The 19808-nt window shown below is 65.4% G+C and carries 17 protein-coding genes; 5 read left to right on the plus strand and 12 right to left on the minus strand.

Annotation, left to right across the window (positions count from 1 at the left end; translation table 11 throughout):
• Positions 1-2: 2 nt before the first annotated feature.
• Positions 3-569, plus strand: a complete 567-nt coding sequence (locus AC4ELH_RS27365; protein WP_082941552.1) for a TetR/AcrR family transcriptional regulator — start codon at positions 3-5, stop codon at positions 567-569.
• 1 nt (position 570) lies between these two features.
• On the opposite strand, the gene AC4ELH_RS27370 is transcribed toward AC4ELH_RS27365, so the two are convergent.
• From AC4ELH_RS27370 to prpD, 11 genes are all read right to left on the minus strand, one after another.
• Positions 571-1434, minus strand: a complete 864-nt coding sequence (locus AC4ELH_RS27370) for an alpha/beta fold hydrolase (RefSeq protein ID WP_448448265.1) — start codon at positions 1432-1434, stop codon at positions 571-573.
• A 100-nt stretch (positions 1435-1534) separates the two neighbouring features.
• On the minus strand, positions 1535-2185 hold the full coding sequence (locus AC4ELH_RS27375) for a dihydrofolate reductase family protein (protein ID WP_418010324.1): 651 nt from the start codon (positions 2183-2185) through the stop codon (positions 1535-1537).
• A 78-nt stretch (positions 2186-2263) separates the two neighbouring features.
• On the minus strand, positions 2264-3829 hold the full coding sequence (gene mbtM / locus AC4ELH_RS27380) for a long-chain-fatty acid--ACP ligase MbtM (RefSeq protein WP_448448264.1): 1566 nt from the start codon (positions 3827-3829) through the stop codon (positions 2264-2266).
• Entirely contained in the window at positions 3826-4125 is a 300-nt protein-coding gene (locus AC4ELH_RS27385; protein WP_269085837.1) for an acyl carrier protein, read from the minus strand. Before AC4ELH_RS27385 ends, mbtM begins: the two co-directional genes overlap by 4 nt.
• Positions 4126-4170: 45 nt before the next feature.
• Positions 4171-4794 carry a GNAT family N-acetyltransferase gene (locus tag AC4ELH_RS27390; protein WP_418010969.1) on the minus strand — a complete coding sequence of 208 codons (624 nt, stop codon included), beginning with the start codon at positions 4792-4794 and terminating at the stop codon, positions 4171-4173.
• A 559-nt stretch (positions 4795-5353) separates the two neighbouring features.
• A complete protein-coding gene (gene folP / locus AC4ELH_RS27395) occupies positions 5354-6139 on the minus strand; it encodes a dihydropteroate synthase (RefSeq protein ID WP_418010322.1) in 786 nt (261 codons plus the stop codon).
• Between the two features lie 10 nt (positions 6140-6149).
• Positions 6150-7040: a mycobacterial-type methylenetetrahydrofolate reductase gene (locus AC4ELH_RS27400; RefSeq protein ID WP_413784896.1), complete on the minus strand. Its 891-nt coding sequence runs from the start codon at positions 7038-7040 to the stop codon at positions 6150-6152.
• Between the two features lie 12 nt (positions 7041-7052).
• Positions 7053-10448 (minus strand): pyruvate carboxylase, encoded by a 3396-nt coding sequence (locus AC4ELH_RS27405; RefSeq protein ID WP_448448263.1) that lies wholly within the window; start codon positions 10446-10448, stop codon positions 7053-7055.
• A gap of 93 nt (positions 10449-10541) precedes the next feature.
• Positions 10542-11675 (minus strand): bifunctional 2-methylcitrate synthase/citrate synthase, encoded by a 1134-nt coding sequence (locus tag AC4ELH_RS27410; protein ID WP_498887855.1) that lies wholly within the window; start codon positions 11673-11675, stop codon positions 10542-10544.
• Positions 11672-12595, minus strand: coding sequence for a methylisocitrate lyase (prpB, locus tag AC4ELH_RS27415; RefSeq protein WP_498887903.1), 924 nt, complete (start codon positions 12593-12595; stop codon positions 11672-11674). Before prpB ends, AC4ELH_RS27410 begins: the two co-directional genes overlap by 4 nt.
• Before the next feature lie 29 nt (positions 12596-12624).
• Positions 12625-14130, minus strand: a complete 1506-nt coding sequence (prpD, locus tag AC4ELH_RS27420) for a 2-methylcitrate dehydratase PrpD (protein ID WP_064880029.1) — start codon at positions 14128-14130, stop codon at positions 12625-12627.
• 120 nt (positions 14131-14250) lie between these two features.
• Here prpD and AC4ELH_RS27425 point away from each other — a divergent pair, with 120 nt between their 5' ends.
• Both AC4ELH_RS27425 and AC4ELH_RS27430 read left to right on the plus strand, forming a co-directional pair.
• Positions 14251-15660 (plus strand): short-chain fatty acyl-CoA regulator family protein, encoded by a 1410-nt coding sequence (locus tag AC4ELH_RS27425; protein ID WP_448448260.1) that lies wholly within the window; start codon positions 14251-14253, stop codon positions 15658-15660.
• Between the two features lie 84 nt (positions 15661-15744).
• Positions 15745-16443, plus strand: coding sequence for a zf-HC2 domain-containing protein (locus tag AC4ELH_RS27430; protein WP_498887858.1), 699 nt, complete (start codon positions 15745-15747; stop codon positions 16441-16443).
• 5 nt (positions 16444-16448) lie between these two features.
• Here AC4ELH_RS27430 and AC4ELH_RS27435 read toward each other — a convergent pair whose 3' ends face one another.
• Positions 16449-17087 carry a DUF5134 domain-containing protein gene (locus AC4ELH_RS27435; RefSeq protein WP_498887859.1) on the minus strand — a complete coding sequence of 213 codons (639 nt, stop codon included), beginning with the start codon at positions 17085-17087 and terminating at the stop codon, positions 16449-16451.
• Between the two features lie 171 nt (positions 17088-17258).
• Here AC4ELH_RS27435 and AC4ELH_RS27440 point away from each other — a divergent pair, with 171 nt between their 5' ends.
• Positions 17259-19199 (plus strand): cytochrome c oxidase assembly protein, encoded by a 1941-nt coding sequence (locus AC4ELH_RS27440; protein WP_498887861.1) that lies wholly within the window; start codon positions 17259-17261, stop codon positions 19197-19199.
• Positions 19200-19480: 281 nt separating this feature from the next.
• Positions 19481-19792 carry a WhiB family transcriptional regulator gene (locus tag AC4ELH_RS27445; protein ID WP_448448258.1) on the plus strand — a complete coding sequence of 104 codons (312 nt, stop codon included), beginning with the start codon at positions 19481-19483 and terminating at the stop codon, positions 19790-19792.
• Positions 19793-19808: the final 16 nt, after the last annotated feature.

The following is a 19808-nucleotide window of genomic DNA, read 5'->3' on the forward strand; positions in this document are numbered from 1 at the left end:
GCATGAGCACAGGCGAGCTCTCGGCCACCCAGGCGCGCACCCGTGGTGCGATCATCGAGGCCGCCGCCGCGGTCCTAGCTGACGACCGGACCGCGACGTTGCCCGATATCGCCAACGCGGCCGGGGTCGGCCGCACCACCGTGCACCGCTACTTTCCCGACCGGGAATCTCTGATCAACGCGACGATTGTCGACTCGGTACAGGTCGTGACCAACGCTGTGGCCGCTGCCGCACCCGAGGACGGCTGCGCGGTCGAGGCCATGCGGCGCGTCATCAACGCGATGATCTCGGTCGGCAACCGACTGCTGTTCCTGTTCGACGACCCGAATGTTCTCCGCGGCCTGCCACCCGAGGCGGTGCCGGACAACAGATATCTCACCAGCCTGATCGAACGCGGCCAGGCCGAGGGCGTGTTCGATCCGGAGTCGAGCACCCAGTGGCTCGAACACGCGCTCTACGGTCTGGTGATGTGGGCCTGTCAGGACTCCAAGGACGGCCTCATGCCACAACACGCGGCCGCACCCGCCGTCATCCGCACCTTCGAGCGCGGCGTGCGTTGCCGCGACTGACTCAGCGCACCCCTCGATGCGCCCCGAACTCCTCGGCGAGGAACGACAGCAGCACGTCGTTGAACTCTCCGGCATGGCTGATCGGGATTCCGTGGGGCCCACCGGCGATGACGTGCAGGCGGCTGTCGCGCAATGCCTCGTGGGTGCGTAGCCCGGCCCCCTCGAACGGCACAGTTGTGTCGGCATCCCCGTGAATCACCAGACTGGGCACCGTGACTCGTGGCAGGTCCTCGCGGAAGTCGGTATTGCCGAAGGCGGTGAGACAGGCGAGCGCGGCGTGCTTGTTGGCCTGACCGCACATCGCCAGCGTCTGCCGGCGTTGATCCTCGCTGATCACCAGTTCTCCGTTGACCGAGAAGACGTCGGTCATCAACTGGTCGTAGAAGGCATCCTGGTTCTTCGTCAATGACATCGCCATCTGGGCCGCCTCCGCCTTACCCAGCGGCCCGGCAGGATTGTCGCGAGAATGCAGCATGTAGGGAGTCACCGACGACGCAAATACCGCACTGCGGACCCGTGCGGTGCCTTTGCGGGCGCAATAGCTGGCCACTTCTCCCCCACCCATCGAGAAGCCGACCAGTGTCGCATCATGCAGGTCCATTTCCTCCATCAGTGCCGACAGGTCATCCGATAGGGATTCGTAGGTGTATCCCACCAACGATGTGTCGCTGCGACCGAAACCTCGGCGGTCATAGGTGATCACCCGGTAGCCGGCCGCTGCCAGCGCCTCGACCTGTGGAGCCCAGGACTCCCCGGTGAGCGGCCAGCCATGGATCAACACCACAGGCCGGCCGTCACCGCCGGTGTCCTCGACGTGCAGGTCGATCGATCGAAGCAGACCGCGATATGCGGTGATCGCCGTCATGGGCAGCATCCCTCCAGCCGTCTCGGTATCCGGTCAGCTCAGTGCATTACCCGATCGCCGCCGGCCGAAACCTGCTCGGACTACCGGCTTCGCTGAGCGGTCACCGCCGCCAGAACAGATGATGGGTGACCGCGCCGCCGGGGCTCGGCACCACGTCATGGTGGAACCGGTCGTTCAGCTCATCGGGCGACTCCCACAGCCGCGACCCGCTGCCCAACTCGATCGGCGACACCGCCACATGCAGGGTGTCGATCAGGTCGGCGTCGAGGAACTCCCGGATGGTGCTCGCTCCCCCGCCCAACCGGACGTCCTTACCCTGCGCGGCGCTGCGGGCCTGTTCCAGAACCGTCGCCGGATCCGCGTCGACGAAATGGAAGGTGGTGTCGGACAGGGTCAACGACGGCCGCTCGTAGTGGGTCATGACGAACACCGGAGTGTGGAACGGCGGCTCCTCGCCCCACCAGCCCTGCCAGTCGGCGTGATCCTCCCACGGACCGCGGTACGGACTGAACTTGTTGCGGCCCATGATCTCGGCACCGATGTTGTGGTGGAAGTCCCGAGTGAGGTAGTCGTCGAGACCGCGACTCCCGCCCGGCTCAGTCCGGTTGGGCCAGCTTGCCGTGGCACCGGCCCAGGCGAACATCTCGCCCGGTTCGGCATGACCGAACGGTCGCTCGAAACTCTGGTTCTCGCCGGCGCCGAACCCGTCGCCGGAGACGTTGAAGTTCTGGACCTTGAGCAGCTGGGCCACGCGTTCTCTCCCGTTCAGTCAACAATGGATGCTGATTGGACTTGAGTAGAGAGTAGAACTCATCGCACGCGGCGGACGCTACCGCGTGGCCTCCAGTTGACGACGGACTTCGAGGCGGCGCAGTTTCCCCGACGAGGTGCGTGGCAACGACCCCGGTGACATCAACACCACGTCTGCGGGCGTGACACCGCACACGGACACCACGCGCCGGATCACGGCGCTGCGGGTGGTGTCCTGTTCGGTCCCGATGAACTCCGCTGCCACCAGCAGACGCGATTGCGCGGCGCCGGATTCCGTGCCGACGGCGACGACTGCCCCTTCGCGGACACCGTCCACCTCACCGACGACCTGTTCGATCTCGGTGGGAAAAATGTTGCGCCCGGCGATCGTGATGACCTCCTTGGAGCGTCCACAGATCACCAATGCGCCGTCTACGAGATAGCCGATGTCGCCGGTCGGGAACCACTGACCACTGCTCCCGGCATCGACCGGCGTGTTTCCCAAGTAGGACGCCATCATCGACGAACCACGAATCTCCACCTCACCCGATGCGCCGGACTCATCGTGCGAAGACGGGACGATGCGGATCTCCATGCCCGGCACCGGGCGTCCCAGCAACGCGTAGCGCCGGCCCGTGTCCTGCGCGTCCGGAATGTCGATCCGCAGGCCTTCTCCGGGCGTGGGAATGGTCACCGCACAGGTTGCCTCGGCCATCCCGTACGCGGGCGCCATGGCTCGCGCGTCGAATCCGAACCTGCTCATTCCGACGGCAAACCGATCGACACCGGCACAGTCGACGGGCTCACCACCGTTGATCGCGATGCGCACCGCACCGAGGTCGACGTCGGAGACGCGGTTGGCGAAACGGCCGAGTACCGAGTAGCCGAAGTTCGGCCCGGCGGTGAACGTCGCGCACGATTCGGACAGCCATTCGGCCCACCGCAGTGGCGCAGCCGAGAAGGCGCCCGTGGGCGCCAGCCACAGCGGCATACCCGACATCGTCGACGCCAACACCATTGCCAGGCCCATGTCGTGATAGACCGGCAGCCAGGAACATCCGACATCGTTGCGGCTCAACGACAATCGCTGCGTGACGGCCAGAATGTTGTTGAGCACCGCCTCGGGCGCCAGCATCGCAGTCCGCGGCGTGCCGGTGGACCCGGCTGTGCCCTGCAGGATCGCCACCTCCGCGTTATCTGGATACCGAAGCTGTCTCGATGTCGATGTCCGTGCGGCATCGGCGACATCGCACACGGTCAGCTGTGAGCCGGCATCCCGCAACAGCTGCAGGGTGGTGCCGTAACTGAACACCGTCGTCACGCCGATGCTGCTGAACCGGGACATCGTGGCTCGTGCCCACTCGGACGGTTCGGCACCACGCTGGGGACGGGGCAGCAGCGATACACCCGAACCCGCCAGCCACGAGCCCTGTATGGCGGCAATCAATTCCACCGTCGGTTCGCCCACGAGACCAACCGCGCCCGGCTGGTCACGGCCCAGCAGGTAGGCCGCAATGTGCTCGGCGAGCCCGTGTACTTCGGGCCAGGGGCGGCGCTGCCAGGTATCGGTGTCGCGATCCAGGACCACCAGATCATGCGGTGAGCCGACCATCGCCTCCCGCAGAGCACCTGCGAGCGGGTTCACGCTGCACTCCTCTGGTCGATCACCGACTGCAGATCGCCCACGGTGCTGCAGGTGATGAGGTCCTCCTCGCTGAGCTGCACACCGAACTTCTCCTCGATGGTCACCAGTCCCACCGCGAAAGAAACCGAATCCATGCCGAGGTCGTCGACGAGACGCGTACTGGCACTAAGTGTTTGACATGGGAGTTCGAGATCGTCGCGCAGAATCGAGACCAGCCCGTCGGATACGGCGGTCGATGCGGATGAATCGGTAGTGGTCATGTGTGATACCCGGCCGGCCGAAGCGGCCGGCCTCACCTTTCGTTTGCGTACTGGAGCGGTAGATTCGGATGGAATCGACTGTCAGTCAGTCGGTTTGACAAAACTCGGTGCGGGCCAGCGCGTGCGGGCAGTGTCCCGGTCAAGTTGGTAGAGCGCCATCCTGCGGTTGGACATCTCGTGTTCTCCGAGGAACCGACAACCGGCGAACTCGCACAACCCACGCACGGTGGTGTTGCGGTGGTCAGGGTCGAACATGATCCGCTCACAATCGGGATCGGCGGCCAGGACACTGGTGACAATCTTGGGCAGCAGCATCGGGCCGAGGCCCCGGTTGACAAGCTCTTCGTCGGCTATCGCCCCGTGCAGGCCGAGATCGTGCGGTTCACTATCATATCGGTCGGCAATGGAATCCTTGGCAGCACGATAGATTTCGAGGTATCCACGCGCCACGCCGCCGATGCTCAGGACGAGCGGCAGTGAATAATCGCCCTCTAGTTGGGCTTTCAGATGTTTACGCCAGCGCTGCACCGGCCAGTCATATTCCCAGGTCTTCGCCAGGTGCGGACGGTTCATCCACTCTGCGATCATTCCGGCATCGTCACCGGTAGCTACCCGAATCTTGCTCGGTGGCAACAGCCGCGGAACCGGCGGTCCCGGTGCGCGCCGCACCGCCTCGGAAACATTCTTGAGTTCCCTTGGCAGCACCGGGTAGTCATCCAGCCGCGACGCGTTGGTCACGCCGTTCGCCGTGGCCGAGTCAATGAAATACCAGTTGCGCTGTGCTGCAGCACTTCATCACACGTCAAAGCCCATCCCCCTGTCTCGGGCGCAGGTCGGGGGCGCCACGTCAGTGGGGCGCCACGCTCAAACCCGCAGCCTCCTTCGATCAGCGAGGCGAGCCTAACCAATGAATTTCCTATGATGGGGCCTCCCCTTTTCGGAGCGTGCACCCCCTCATCGGCGGCCTGAAACAGCCGTCAATATTCGGCGCGAACTTCAAAAGTGCCGAGCAACAGTATTTTTCGCGCTCTCAGCAACCGGTGCACTGCCTCCAGGCGCGGCGAGTAATTTGACGTTGACGATACGGGCCGCTGCGACCCGATCGGTCCGTCACGGCGAACAGCGCTGCCACGTGGCCGGAGTGGTTATGGTCGACTTTCCTCATCGCCGGGCTCATCGCAGCCAAGTCTGCGCGTCGCCGGCCAGCACCGAACACAGCCGAAATCCAGAAAACAACCGTTGTGGGCCCGTTCGGTGGCGGCGGTCAACCCCAGATCGCCTGCAGCATCGTGATGGTGTCCAGTGTCTCGACGACGTCGTGCACCCGGATGACATCGACGCCGGCGGCCCAGGCCGGCGCGATCACGGCCAGCGAGCCGGCCAGCCGATCAACGACTTCGCGGCTGGTGACGCGGCCGATGAATGTTTTTCGACTGACACCGAGCAGCACCGGAAATCCGTAGGTGCACAGTTCAGGGAGCCGCCGCAGCAATTCCAGACTGTGCTCGGTCGATTTCCCGAATCCGATGCCCGGGTCGATCCACACCGGCCCGGCACCACCGGCGGTGGCCGTTTGTGCGACCCCGGTGACCAGGCTCGCCACCTCACTGACCACATCCTCATACTCGGGGAACACTCCGGCGAGGACGGGCACCGTGTGCGAGTGCATGCTCACGTACCCGACGCCGAGCCTCCCGGCAAGGTCATAGAGTTTGCCCGAGACGTCGTTGATGATGCCTGCCCCCGCCCGCACCGCTGCCTCGGCCACTTCACGATTGCGGGTGTCCACCGACACCGTGCCCAGATCCGACAACCCGGCGACGACGGGCAGCACACGAGCGAGTTCCTCGTCGACTGAAACCGGCACCGCACCCGGTCTCGTCGATTCACCCCCGACATCCACCGCCCACGCACCGGCTTCGAACATGCGCCGTCCGGCCGCCACCGCGAGTGCGGAGACATCGAATCTGCTGTCGACCCAGAATGAATCGGGCGTGGCATTCAAGACGCCCATCACCCGCATCGAGGTGGGACAGGATCGTGCGTTCATCCCGGTCTGCTCAGGAGGACTGCCTGGGCGACCAGTAAGCCAGCATCTCAGCGAACGTTTCAAACGCGGGTCTCGAAACGCCGTATGGCGCTTCGAAATGCAGACTCACCGGGTAACCCAGGTCGACCACTCCATCGATGACCCGCTTGTAGAGGTCAACCAATTGTCGCCGTTTGGCTGCGGGTTCACCGGCTGCCAACGATCTGACGAAGTCCTGTTCCTGCGCGACGGCTTCATTGCCCGGGTCCTGGATCAGCCAGTCGATGAGGCCGACTCTGGTCTCGACCTTCGGCACGAAACCGAACGACAACAGCACCTCTGGCCGGTGATCGCTCGACCGCGCGAAATCGCCGAGGAAACCGACCACCGCGTCCGAGTACAGCAACTGGGTCATGGCGAAGGTGGCGCCCTTGTCGCATTTGAACGAGAACCGGCTCTCTTCGCCGGCGCGGGTGGGGATGAGGATCACGCCACGGTTGGCGACCAGGCCGTCGAATTTGGCCAAGGCGTCGGCCGGTGCGACACCCGTGCCGTCGCCGTCGTTCATGGAGCGGGGCACGCCGACGAAGATCACGCCGTCGAACCCGGACTCGTCGAGGCCGGTCAACCGCTGACGTAGCGCCGTTTCGTCGGAGAACGAGGTGACCTGCGTGCACAGGCCACGGACACCCGGCAGCTCGGGTTGCAGGATCGACCAGTAGTCGAGGACGTCCATCTTGGGTTTCATCTCGATGGGTCGGTCGTCGTCTTCGGCGATCATTCCCGGGATCATGACGTGACCAAGACGTCCTCCCATGCCGAACTCGGCGGAGAGCCGCGCCACCTTCTGCGCTTCGGCTACGGCATCGCCCGTTGCCCGATCGAGATTGGGTGGCACCAACTCGAGCGCGACGGTTCTCATGGACACAAGTACCTACTGACCCACGACGACCAGGAGGTCGCCGCCTTCGACTTGCGCGGTCGGGGCGACCGCGATTCTGGTGACGGTGCCGGATTCCGGTGCCGTGATCGCCGCTTCCATCTTCATCGCCTCGATGGTGGCGATGGACTGGCCGGCCTCGACCGCGTCCCCTTCGGTGACCTTGACTGTGACCACCCCGGCGAACGGCGCACCGATGTGGGCCGGGTTGGCCCGATCGACCTTCTCGGCTACCGGGACCTCGCTGGCAATACTGCGGTCCCGCACCACAATCGGTCGTAATTGTCCGTTGAGGATGCACATCACTGTCCGCATTCCTCGCTCATCGGGTTCGGAGATCGCCTCCAGCCCGATCAGCAGTTCGACGCCGGGTTCGAGTTTGACCCGGTGCTCCTCACCGTGACGCAGACCGTAGAAGAACTGGTTGGCGCTCAGTCGTGAGGTATCGCCGTACTCGTCGCGATGCGCCTCGAACTCCGCTGTAGGGCCCGGGAACAGCAGCCGATTCAAGGCGGCCTGACGCTTCGGCCCCGGCGCAGCCAGCACCGTTTCGTCCTCGGCGGACAATTCCTGGATCGACTTGGCCGGGCTCCGGCCGTTCAGCGCCTTGGTCCTCAGCGGTTCCGGCCAGCCGCCCGGGGGCTCTCCGAGTTCGCCTCGCAGAAAACCGATCACGCTGTCCGGGATGTCGTATCGAGCCGGGTCGGCGGCGAAGTCGTCGGCGTCGATACCCGCGCCCACCATCGCCAGTGCCAAATCGCCCACGACCTTGCTCGATGGGGTGACCTTCACCAGCCGTCCCAACATTCGGTCCGCGGCGGCGTAGTTCGCCTCGATGTCCTCGAAGCGGCCGCCCAGACCGAGCGCGATGGCCTGCTGACGGAGATTGCTCAACTGTCCGCCCGGGATCTCGTGCGTATACACCCGGCCCGTCGGAGAAGGAGGGCCCGAGGCCGCGACATCAAATGGCGCATATACCTTCCGCAACGCCTCCCAGTAGGGCTCCAGGTCGCACACTGCGTCGAGCGAGACGCCGGTGTCGTACTCGGTGTGCGCGGCGGCGGCCACGATCGAGGACAACGCCGGCTGACTTGTCGTGCCCGCCAATGGAGCTGCGGCACCGTCGACAGCATCGGCGCCGGCCATCCAGGCCGCCACATAGGTGGCCAACTGCCCACCCGGACTGTCGTGGGTGTGTACGTGCACCGGAAGGTCGAACCGCGATTTCAGAGCCGACACCAGCGTCGCGGCCGCCGGCGCCCGCAGCAAGCCCGCCATGTCCTTGATGGCCAGAACGTGCGCGCCGGCCTCGACGATCTGCTCGGCCAGACGCAGGTAGTAATCCAAGGTGTACAGCGACTCACGCGGATCGGACAGGTCGCCGGTGTAGGACATCGCAACTTCGGCGACCGTGGTTCCGGTGTTGCGGACCGCGTCGATGGCCGGACGCATCGAGTCCAGGTTGTTCAGCGCGTCGAAGATCCGGAAGATGTCCACCCCGGTGGCGGCCGCCTCATCGATGAACGCACGCGTCACGGTCTCCGGGTACGGCGTGTACCCCACGGTGTTTCGGCCCCGCAACAACATCTGCAGACAAATGTTGGGCAGCGCTTCGCGCAGCGCCGCCAGCCGCTCCCACGGATCCTGCTTGAGGAACCGGAGTGAGACGTCATAGGTGGCACCGCCCCAGCACTCGACGGACAGCAGCTGCGGCATGGTCCGGGCGATGTACGGCGCGACCCGCAGCAGGCCGCTGGTGCGCACCCGGGTCGCCAGCAGCGATTGATGGGCATCGCGAAAGGTGGTGTCGGTGATGCCGACAGCACGACTGTCGCGCAGCCAGGAGGCGAACCCTTCCGGCCCCAGCTCGGTCAGGCGCTGCTTGGATCCCGACGGCGGGGCCACGCTCAAATCACACGCGGGGAGCTTGTCGCGCGGATACACCGCCGAGGGTCGCGGACCGTGAGGCTGGTTGACCGTCACATCGGCCAGATAGTTGAGGATCCTGGTGCCCCGGTCGGCACTGCCGCGTGCAGTCAGCAGTTCGGGTCGTTCCTCGATGAAGGACGTCGTCACCCGCCCGGCCACGAAGTCGGGGTCCTCCAGGACCGCGGCCAGTAACGGGATGTTGGTCGATACTCCACGAATCCGGAACTCCGCGACCGCGCGTCGGGCCCGCGCCACTGCCGTCGAAAAGTCTCGTCCCCGACAGGTCAGCTTCACCAGCATGGAATCGAAATGCGCGGCGACCTCAGCGCCGAGGTTGGTGCCGCCATCCAACCGGACGCCGGCGCCGCCCGGTGAGCGGTATCCGGTGATGCGTCCGGTGTCAGGACGAAAACCGTTCGAGGGGTCTTCGGTGGTGATCCTGCACTGCAGGGCCGCACCGCGAATCTTCAACGCGTCCTGAGTGAGTCCGAGATCAGCCAGGGACTCCCCGCCCGCGATGCGCAGCTGACTCGACACCAGGTCGACATCGGTGATCTCCTCGGTCACCGTGTGCTCGACCTGAATCCGGGGATTGCACTCGATGAACACGTGGCGCCCCTGCTCATCGAGCAGGAATTCCACCGTACCGGCGCACGAGTACCCGATCTGACGAGCGAACGCCACCGCGTCGGCACAGATCCTTTCCCGCAGTTCGGGATCCAGATTTGGGGCGGGCGCCAGCTCGATGACTTTCTGGTGACGCCGTTGCACACTGCAGTCACGCTCGAAGAGGTGGATCACGTTGCCCTGCGTGTCGGCCAGGATCTGTACCTCGATGTGGCGCGGGTTGATCACCGCCTGCTCGAGGAACACCGTGGGATCCCCGAACGCCGACTGTGCCTCCCGGCTCGCGGCCTCGATCGCGTCCTTCAGGTCGGCCGGGTCGTTGACCTTCCGCATCCCCCGGCCCCCGCCACCGGCAACCGCTTTGACAAACACCGGGAAACTCATCGATTCGGCGGCTGCCAGCAGTTCCGAGATCGAACTCGACGGCGCAGACGACGCCAGCACCGGGAGTCCGGCCCTGCGGGCCTCGGCGATGGCCCGGGCCTTGTTGCCAGTCAGCTCCAGCACGTCGGCCGAAGGCCCCACGAACGCGATACCGGCCTGATCGCATGCCCGGGCCAGCTCAGGGTTCTCAGAGAGAAACCCATAGCCGGGATAGATCGCATCGGCGCCCGCATGGAGAGCGACCCGGATGACCTCATCGACCGAAAGATAGGCCCGGACCGGATGTCCTTCCTCGCCTATCTGATACGACTCGTCGGCTTTCAGCCGGTGCTGAGAATTACGGTCCTCGTACGGATAGACCGCGACCGTTGCGAGACCGAGCTCATAGGCCGCGCGAAACGCACGGATCGCGATCTCTCCCCGGTTGGCGACCAGAACCTTGTCGACCACTGTTTCCTTTCCTATCCCGCGAGCAGACGTGTAGGTACCCGTAGGGAGTGCTTTCCGGGTACCTACACGTCTGCTCGCCGGAAAACGGGCGAACTAAGCCAGAGCCCGTTGCGGGTGCCCGCTGTATTCGCTGAGGGGCCGGATGAGCGCGTTGGAGCCCGCCTGTTCCATGATGTGGGCCGTCCAACCCGTGATCCGGCTCATCACGAAAAGCGGTGTGAAGCTGGGAATGTCGAACCCCATCAGGTAGTACGCCGGGCCGGTCGGGAAGTCCAGGTTGGGCTTGATCCCAGTGGCGGCGAGCATGTTCTGCTCCAGGCGCTCGTAGAGGTCGAGCCAACGCTGACCGTCGCGCACCGCAGCGACCTGCTGGAGTGCGGCCTTCATGGTCGGTACCCGGGAATCGCCGTTCTTGTAGACCCGGTGCCCGAATCCCATCACCTTGTCCTTGCGGGACAGCTTGCCGTGCAACCATTCCGCGGCGTTCTCGGCGCCGCCGATCTCCAGCATGTCGTGCATGACAGCCTCGTTGGCCCCGCCGTGCAATGAGCCCTTCAGCGCACCGATCGCCGCTGTCACCGCGCTGTAGATATCGGACTGCGTCGAGGTGACCACCCGCGCCGCGAACGTCGAGGCGTTGAAACTGTGCTCGGCGTAGAGGACCATCGACTGCTCGAACGCCTTGACGATCACCGGATCCGGCACCTCGCCGAAGCACATGTTGAGGAAGTTCTCCGAGTAGTCCATGTGGCTGTGCGGGGCAATCGGTTCCAGGCCGCGACGCCGGCGCATATCGGCGGCGACGATGGTTGGCAGCACCGCGAACATCCGCAACGACTTCGCGAAGTTGGCCGAAGGGGCGCTGTCGTCCTCCTCCGGGTCTTCCGCACCGAGATAGCTGATCGCGGTCCGGACCACGTCCATCGGATGGCAGGTGTCGGGAATCTTGGCGAGCAGCGACTGCATCGAGCGGTCGATGCGGCGCGAGGCCCGTTCACGCTGGGAGAACAGGGCCAGCTCCTGATCCGTGGGGAGTTCACCGTGCCACAGCAGGTAGGCGACCTGCTCGAAGCTGCAGTGCGCGGCAAGATCCTGCACGGCGTAGCCCCGGTAGGTCAGGGAGTTGGTTTCCGGGACCACCTTGGAGATCGCGGTGGTGTCGACTACCACGCCGGCCAGGCCCTTGTGGATGTTCGGCTTGACTGTGTCGTTCGCGGTAGCGGTCATCGTGTCGCCCCTTGCAGCGAGAAGTTGTAGATATCCGAGTCGAACTGGTTGTAGTCGTTGTAACGCAGGAGCTCGTAGAGCCGGCTCCGATGCTGCATCTGGTCGAGAAGTCCGGATTGTGTTCCTGCCGAGTCGATCTCGCGCAACCCGACCTCGACGGCCTGCATCGCCAGGCGCAGCGTGGTAACCGGGTAGATCACCATGTTGTAACCGATCTCCGACAGCTGCCGAGTAGTCAGCAGTTCGGACTTGCCGAACTCGGTCATGTTGGCCAGCAGTGGAACGTCCACTGCCTCACGGAACTGTTCGAAATCCGCCGGGGTGTGCAGAGCCTCGGTGAAGATCAGGTCGGCGCCGGCGTCGGCGTAGGCCTTGGCCCGGTCGATCGCCGCGGGAATCCCCTCGATCCCCGCGGCGTCGGTACGGGCACAGACGATGAAGTTGGGATCGCGCCGTGCCGAGACGGCAGCACGCAACCGCTTGACCATCTCCGCGGTCTCCACCACGGCCTTGCCGTCGAGGTGTCCGCACCGCTTCGGGTTCACCTGGTCTTCCAGGTGCAGCCCGGCCAGGCCCGCATCTTCGAGCAGTGTCACGGTGCGGGCCGCGCTCATCGGTTCCCCGAAGCCGGTGTCGGCATCGATGAGCGTCGGAAGGTCGGTGGCCGAAGCGATCTGGGCACCACGGCCTGTCACCTCGGTCAGCGTCGTCAACCCGATGTCGGGCAGGCCCAGGTCTGCGGACAAGACCGCGCCGGAGACATAGACGCCGTCGAAGCCGATCTCGGCGACGAGCTTGGCCGCCAGCGGCGAGAATGCCCCCGGAAAGCGCAGGAGCCGACCCGATTCCAACCCGCGGCGGAACTTTCGGCGCTTCTCCGAGGCAGGGACCGCAGAGCCGAGCAGCCCGCCCGCGCTCATCTCAAGCCCGCTACTCTCCGCGCAAGCGCTCATCGGAAAATCCCCGAGGGAATCGTCGGCGCCTTGTCCAACACCCGTGGATCGACGCGGACATTCAGGGCACCGAGTCCACCGGACTTGGTCGCCGAGACATTCTCGACGGCAGACAGGAAGCGCTTCTGCTCCTCGGCTTCGACGACGCCCTCCGCCAATTCGGCGAACTTGGCGACGTACTGCTCGCGCTCGAACGGCCGTGCGCCGAGCGGGTGGGCATCGGCGACCGCGAGCTCGTCGACGATGGTCTCGCCGCTCTTGAGCGTGACGACGGCCTTGGCGCCGAATGCCTTCTCGGCCGGATCGTTGGAGTGATAACGCCGGGTCCACTCCGGGTCTTCGACCGTGGAGATCTTGCGCCACAACTCGATGGTGTCGGGCCGGTGCGCGCGCTCGGGGGCGTAGGACCGCTCGTGGTGCCAGGTACCGTCCTGCAGCGCGACCGCGAAGATGTACATCACCGAGTGGTCGAGCGTTTCCCGCGACGCGTCGGGGTCGAACTTCTGCGGATCATTGGAGCCGGTGCCGATCACGACGTGAGTGTGGTTGCTGGTGTGCAGCACGATCGTGGCGATCTGATCCAAATCGCCGATGCGCTCGCGCATCCGGCGGGCCAGGTCGATCGGCGCCTGGCTCTGATACTCCGCCGAATGCTCCTTGGTGTAGGTGTCCAGGATGGCGCGCTTGGGTTCGCCCGGGCCGGGCAGCGGAACCTGGTAGGTGTGGTTCGGGCCGGACAGCATCCAGGCGATCACACCGTCCTCGCCCTCCCAGATCGGGGCGGGCGAGCCCTCGCCGCGCATCGCCCGGTCCACGGCCTCGACCGCGACCTTGCCGGCCCACGCCGGTGCGTAGGCCTTCCAGCTGGAGATCAGCCCCTTGCGGGACTGGCGGGTGGCAGTGGTGAGATGTAGCGCCTGACCAATTGCGGCGTAGATGGTTTCGGGATCGAGTCGCAACATGGTGCCCAGGCCGGCGGCGACCGACGGGCCCAGATGCGCGACATGATCGATCTTGTGCTGGTGCAGGCAGATGCCCTTGACCAGGTCGACCTGCACCTCGTAGGCCGTGGCGATCCCGCGGATCAGGTCCGATCCGCCCACGCCGAGCTGCTGTGCCACCGCGACCAGAGCCGGGATGTTGTCGCCTGGGTGCGAGTATTCGGCGGCCAGGAAAGTGTCGTGGAAGTCCAGCTCGCGAACGGCGACGCCGTTGGCCCACGCGGCCCACTCGGGCGAAACCGTGCCGTCGACTCCGAACACCGTGGCTCCCCGCGGGGTCTTGTGGGCGAGTGCCTGCGCACGGGCCACGGTCACCGGCCGGCGGATCACCGACGCGGCCGATACCGCGGCGTTGTCGATGATGCGGTTGATCACCATCGCCTCGGTCTCAGGCAGTACGTCCACCGGGTCTGCCGCGATCTCGGCGATCTTCCAAGCCAAGTGCTCGGTGCGGGGGAAGTCCTCGGCGCTGCGTCGGGTTCTGACGTCGTGTTCAAGCATGTTCCGCACGGTACGCAGAGGCGATGACCAGCGGAAGTACCTGTAAATGCGTACTTCTGTGTCCTTGGATGACCATTTTTGCGAACGTTGCGAAACCCGATCGGGGTAGCCTCGGCAGCGGTGACGAAGACATTCGCCGGCGCCCGTCTGCGACGGCTACGCGACGAGAGGGGCCTGACACAGGTCGCGCTGGCGCGTGCGCTGGGACTGTCGACGAGCTACGTCAACCAACTCGAGAACGATCAGCGTCCGATCACGGTCCCGGTGTTGCTCGCCCTGGCTGACCGCTTTGACCTGCCGACTCAGTACTTCACCCCCGATGCCGACGCCCGGCTGGTGTCGGATCTGCGCGAGATTCTGGCCGACGGCCCGACGACCTCGGCCCAGATCGAAGAGCTCGTCGCGCGCATGCCCGAGGTGGGCCAGGCAATGGTCACCATGCACCGCCGGTTGCACGACGCCACCGCCGAGCTGGAGGCCGTCCACGGCCGGACCAACTTGGATGCGCAAACCGGTACCCAACAGCCGATGCCGTTCGAAGAGGTACGTGATTTCTTCTACGACCGGCGCAATTACATCGATGCGCTCGACCGCGCCGCCGAAGACCTGTTCACCCGTCACCGTCTCCAGATCGGCGGCCTCGACCGGCAACTGGCCGATCTGTTGTCCACGGAGTTCGGCATCTCGGTGATCGTGGACAACGGAGATGTCCTGGGGTCCAGCGTCAAACGCCGGTACCAGCCCGAAGCCGGCACACTCCACGTGGCGCGATGGCTGCTGCCGGGCCAGCGCGCATTCCAGCTCGCTACCCAGATTGCCTTGCTGCTGCACTCTGAGCTGATCAATTCGATCGTGGCCACCGATGACCAGTTGAGCTCGGAAGCAAGGGATGTCGCGCGGATCGGGCTGGCCAACTACTTCGCCGGCGCCCTGTTACTCCCCTACCGGATGTTCCTGTCCGCCGCCGAGGATCTGCGTTACGACATCGATCAGCTCGCCCGGCGGTTCGAGATGGGATTCGAGACGATCTGTCATCGGCTGTCCACCCTTCAGCGGCCCGATGCGCGTGGCGTGCCGTTCATCTTCGTTCGCACCGACAGCGCAGGAAACATCTCGAAGCGGCAGTCCGCCACCGCTTTTCACTTCTCCCGGGTGGGCGGAAACTGTCCGCTCTGGGTGGTGCACCAAGCTTTCTCCCGTCCCGGCGAGTTCTTGACCCAGGTCGCTCAGATGCCTGACGGCCGGAGCTACTTCTGGATCGCGAGAACGTCGGCGTCGGCACCGAGCCGATATCTGGGTACACCCAAGAGTTTCGCGATCGGCCTCGGCTGCGATCTGAGCCATGCCGACAAGCTCGTCTATTCGGCGGGCATCGATCTGAGCGATCCCGAGGCCACGGTGCCCATCGGCGCGGGTTGCCGGATCTGCGACCGCCCGGCCTGCCCGCAACGGGCGTTCCCCTATGTGGGAAGACCGGTGCACGTCGACCCGCAGACCAGCAGCAACCTTCCCTACTCGCCGACAGTGTGACCGGCGCTGTCGACGTTCGGGGTGGTGGGGCCGGCAGGTGTGCAATCCGCGAGGTCAATGCGGGAGAATGGCCGGGTGGAATGCGTGGTGGCACGAGAGGCGCTTTCGGCGCGCCTGGATGGGGAGCGTGAGCCGGTCCCCTCTGCGCGCGTCGACGAGCATCTGCGTGGCTGCCAGGAGTGTGCCAACTGGTACGACCGGGCCGGAGCGCTGGGGCTGCAATTGCGCGACCTGGCCGACACCGGACTGATCGGCGCAGTCAGCGGACGCCCGGACCGCGGGGCCGGCGCGCTCAGCGGACTCTGGCAGCGGCTGAGCCCACACCTGCTGACCACCGCGATCATCACCATCGGGATCGTCCAGCTGGGCTTGGCGGTCGCGCAGGCGGCAGGCATCAATTTCGGGATGGTTGCCGCCCACCATGGCTCGGCCAGCGGAGCCCACCTGCTGAACGAGTCCACGGCGTGGTCCGCTGCGCTGGGAATCGCGACGATTGCGATGGCCTTCCGCCGTCGAATCGCGCCCGGTCTGGCCTGCGTGCTGGTGATCTACTGCGGATTCCTCACCTATTACGTGGTGTCGGATGCGCTGGCGGGACTCGTCACCCCGGTCCGGGTCCTGAGTCATGTCCCGGTGGCTCTGGCGGCGATCGTCTCGATGTGGGCGTCGCGCACCAAGCGACCGAACGACCCGTCGCCCAGGGCACACGGTGAAGATGACGAATCGGGCCCGGCCGCACCGACCCGTCGACATCTCCGTGCCGCGGACGACCCGGCCGCCTGAGCCGCTTACACCATCACGCCGAACATGATCGCCATACCGGCGGCCATCATCGTCCGGCACAGTGTGCCGAAATGCGAGAACGGCGAAGTGTCGGACTGCTGACGTGCCGCGAAGTAGCGGTGCAGCCACACCGCGGCGGCAATCGCGAAACCAATGGTCAGCAGCCAGTTGACGGCAGGGATCCAGAGCGGCGGCTGCGCCGAGACGTGTTCCATGGCCATCGTCGTGCTGCCATGGTGTCCGGTCATGTGCATGGCGTGCATGTCCTGACCGCCCGCGGCGACCGTTTCGGTATGGCGCCCAAGCACATTGCCGTTCATGGCGGCGTACATCCAGGCCATCGCCAGCATCATTGCGGCGTGATAGCCGTCGATCACCCGCCCCTGGGTCGTTGCGGACCTCAGCACACCGGCCAGGAACCAGGCCGCGGCGACCAGGAAGAAAAACATCGGGCCGAGTGTGGGCAGTTCGGCCCCTCGCGGCCAGGCCATCACCATCATCGCGACGGCCATCGCCAGATGCAGCAGCTGGCTCATCACAGCGCTCGGCCGGCCACGCGAGCCCACCAACGCGTAGGCGCACTCGACCGCGCTCAACGCGAACAACCCCGTCACAACCCAGCGGAGTGCAAGATCGGCGATCATTCCGGGTCCTGTCTACAAGAGTGTCGGGCGGCTTCGTCTCTTGGTCGCAGACGAGAGTGCCAGAGTTCCCGCACCCATCAGCACTACGACACGTTGTCGTAGAATCGCATGGCCGCGACGTTCGGTTCGTTTCCGCGGCGGAAGGCCGGTTCGACTATGGCGCGAGTGCGCATGTCCACTGCGGCCGGGGTGTGGCGGGAACGCCTGACACTGCTCGGCATCGTCGCAGGTTGCACTGTGGTGTTGTCCATGAGCGGCGCGCACCTGGGCGCGCAGCGGCTGGCCGCTGCAGGCATCGCTGACCCGGGAACGGCCACCAGTGCAGCTCGGCTGCTCGGGCACTGGGCCGGCACTTTGGCTGCTGTGCTTTGCGTCGGAGCACTTGTCTGGATTGTGACGACCGCGACACCTCGCGACGACGGGCGGATCGACGCGGCATCCTTTCCGGTGCATCTGCTTGTCGAACGCATCGCCATTTTCTGGGCCTGCTGCGCCACCGCGATGATCGTCATCTCGGCGTCCGCCGACGCGGGGATTCCCATCGGCCGGCTTGTCGCCGGGCCCGGGCTCGGAAGCACCATCGCGGCCTCCGAGGTCGCCCGCGGCTGGTGCGTGACAGCGATATGTGCGCTGGTGTTGGCGGTCGGCGTGCGGTTCACCCTCCGCTGGATGGGTCATTGCGTGGCACTGCTGCCTGCGTTGATCGGCGTGATCGCGGTACCGGTGACCGGGAATGCCGGGCAGGGACCGGATCACGACATCGCCACGAGCGCCGTCATCGTGTTCTCGGTGGCGATGGCGGTGTGGGCCGGAACGAAGATCGTCTCCGCGGTACTGCAGGACGTCGTGTTCCGACGCCGGATCCAGGCGTTGCAACTGGCGTGCGGTGCGGTCACGATCGTCTACGGCGCCCTCCTGGCCACGCTGATGTTGGGCGGGTTGCCGATCCTGGGGTCGGCCTACGGACGGGCCGTGGTGGTCGCCGGGGTGCTGCTGGTACTGGTGTGGGCCGGCGACGGCGTACTTCTGTTGGCTCGGCGCACGCCGTCGCGACTGGTCAACAGTGTGTCCGCGGCGGCCATGATCATCGTCACCGCCGCGGTGGCGCTCGCCGCGAATAGTGTGCCTCCCCGATTCACGGTCCACGAGTTCACCACGTGGGACGTCTTTTTGGGCTATCAGCTCGATGCGCCGCCGAGTCCGGTCAGCCTGATCACCGAGTGGCGGTTCGACCCCCTGATCGGGACCGCAGCCATCGTGCTTGGGCTCGGCTACCTCGTCGCGGTGGTTCGGCTGCGGCGACGCGGTGACCAGTGGCCGGTGGGACGCACGATCGCCTGGTCTCTGGGTTGCCTCGCCTTGCTGATCACCACGAGTTCCGGAGTGCGGGCCTACGGATCAGCGATGTTCAGCGTGCACATGGGCGAACACATGGCGCTGAACATGTTCGTCCCGGTACTCCTGGTGCTAGGTGCACCTGTCACGCTCGCGCTGCGGGTGCTGCCCTCCGCGCCGAAAGGTGAAACGCCTGGTCCCCGCGAGTGGCTGGTGTGGTTCGTGCACGCCCCGGTGACGCGATTCCTGTCGCACCCCGTGACGGCGTTCCTCCTGTTCGTCGGATCGCTGTACCTCGTGTACTTCACGCCCCTGTTCGACACCTTGATCCGGTATCACTGGGGCCACGAGTTCATGAGCGTGCATTTCCTGCTGACCGGCTACCTGTATTACTGGGGGATCATCGGCATCGACCCCGGTCCGCGGCGACTCCCCTTCCTGGGGCGGCTCGGGTTACTGTTCGCGGTGATGCCGTTCCATGCCTTCTTCGGTATCGCCACGATGACGATGACCTCGTCCCTGGGCGAGAGCTTCTACCGGTCCGTCAATCTGCCTTGGTTGCAGAGCATTTCGGATGACCAGCATATGGGCGGCGCCATTGCCTGGGGTTCGAGCGAGCTGCCGGTCGTCATCGTGGTGATTGCCCTGGTGGCCCAGTGGGCACGTCAGGACCGCCGGGCGGGTGCACGCGAGGACCGCCACAGCGATCGCGGGTACGACGACGAACTCGACGCCTACAACGCCATGCTGAGCGAGCTGGCCCGTAACCGGCGTTGACTCCTAGGTCATTCGGCCGCGTCGGAACCGCACGTGCAGTTGCTCCCGCAGGTGCAGTTTTCACACGTACAGTTCGGGTTGTCGCACTTGGTCGACTCCACGGTTTCATTGCTGGTCATGCATATGAGGTTACGCCCCAGGGGTGCCGATCACGCCACAACGGAACTAATCACGTCGTGCTCCCGACCAATCAGCAGGGCCATCGAGAACCGCAGTGCGCAACTGCCTCTCGTGCCCGCATTGAAGGCGTAGCTCAACGAGCCGTGGGGGGAACCACAACCATGCAGCAGTCGCATCGATTGCCCGCGCCCCGGGTGGAGCTGTGGGAGTGGCAGCGGCTGGGACGGTGTCGAGATTCCGGGCAGGCGATGTTCTTCTTCGGCCCGGACGGGGAAGATCGGCGCACCCGCAACCGAAGGGTTCAGCAGGCCAAGCTGGTGTGCGCAGACTGCCCGGTACAGTCGACATGTCGTGACCACGCACTCGCCGCGGCCGAGCAGCACGGTATCTGGGGCGGCCTGACCCCAAGCGAACGTGACGCGATTCTCGAGAATTCGCCGCCCCGCCACGCCCCTATGGTCCAGGTCAGGTAGTCAGACACATTGATGA

The sequence above is a fragment of the Mycobacterium shunyiense genome (assembly GCF_058270075.1).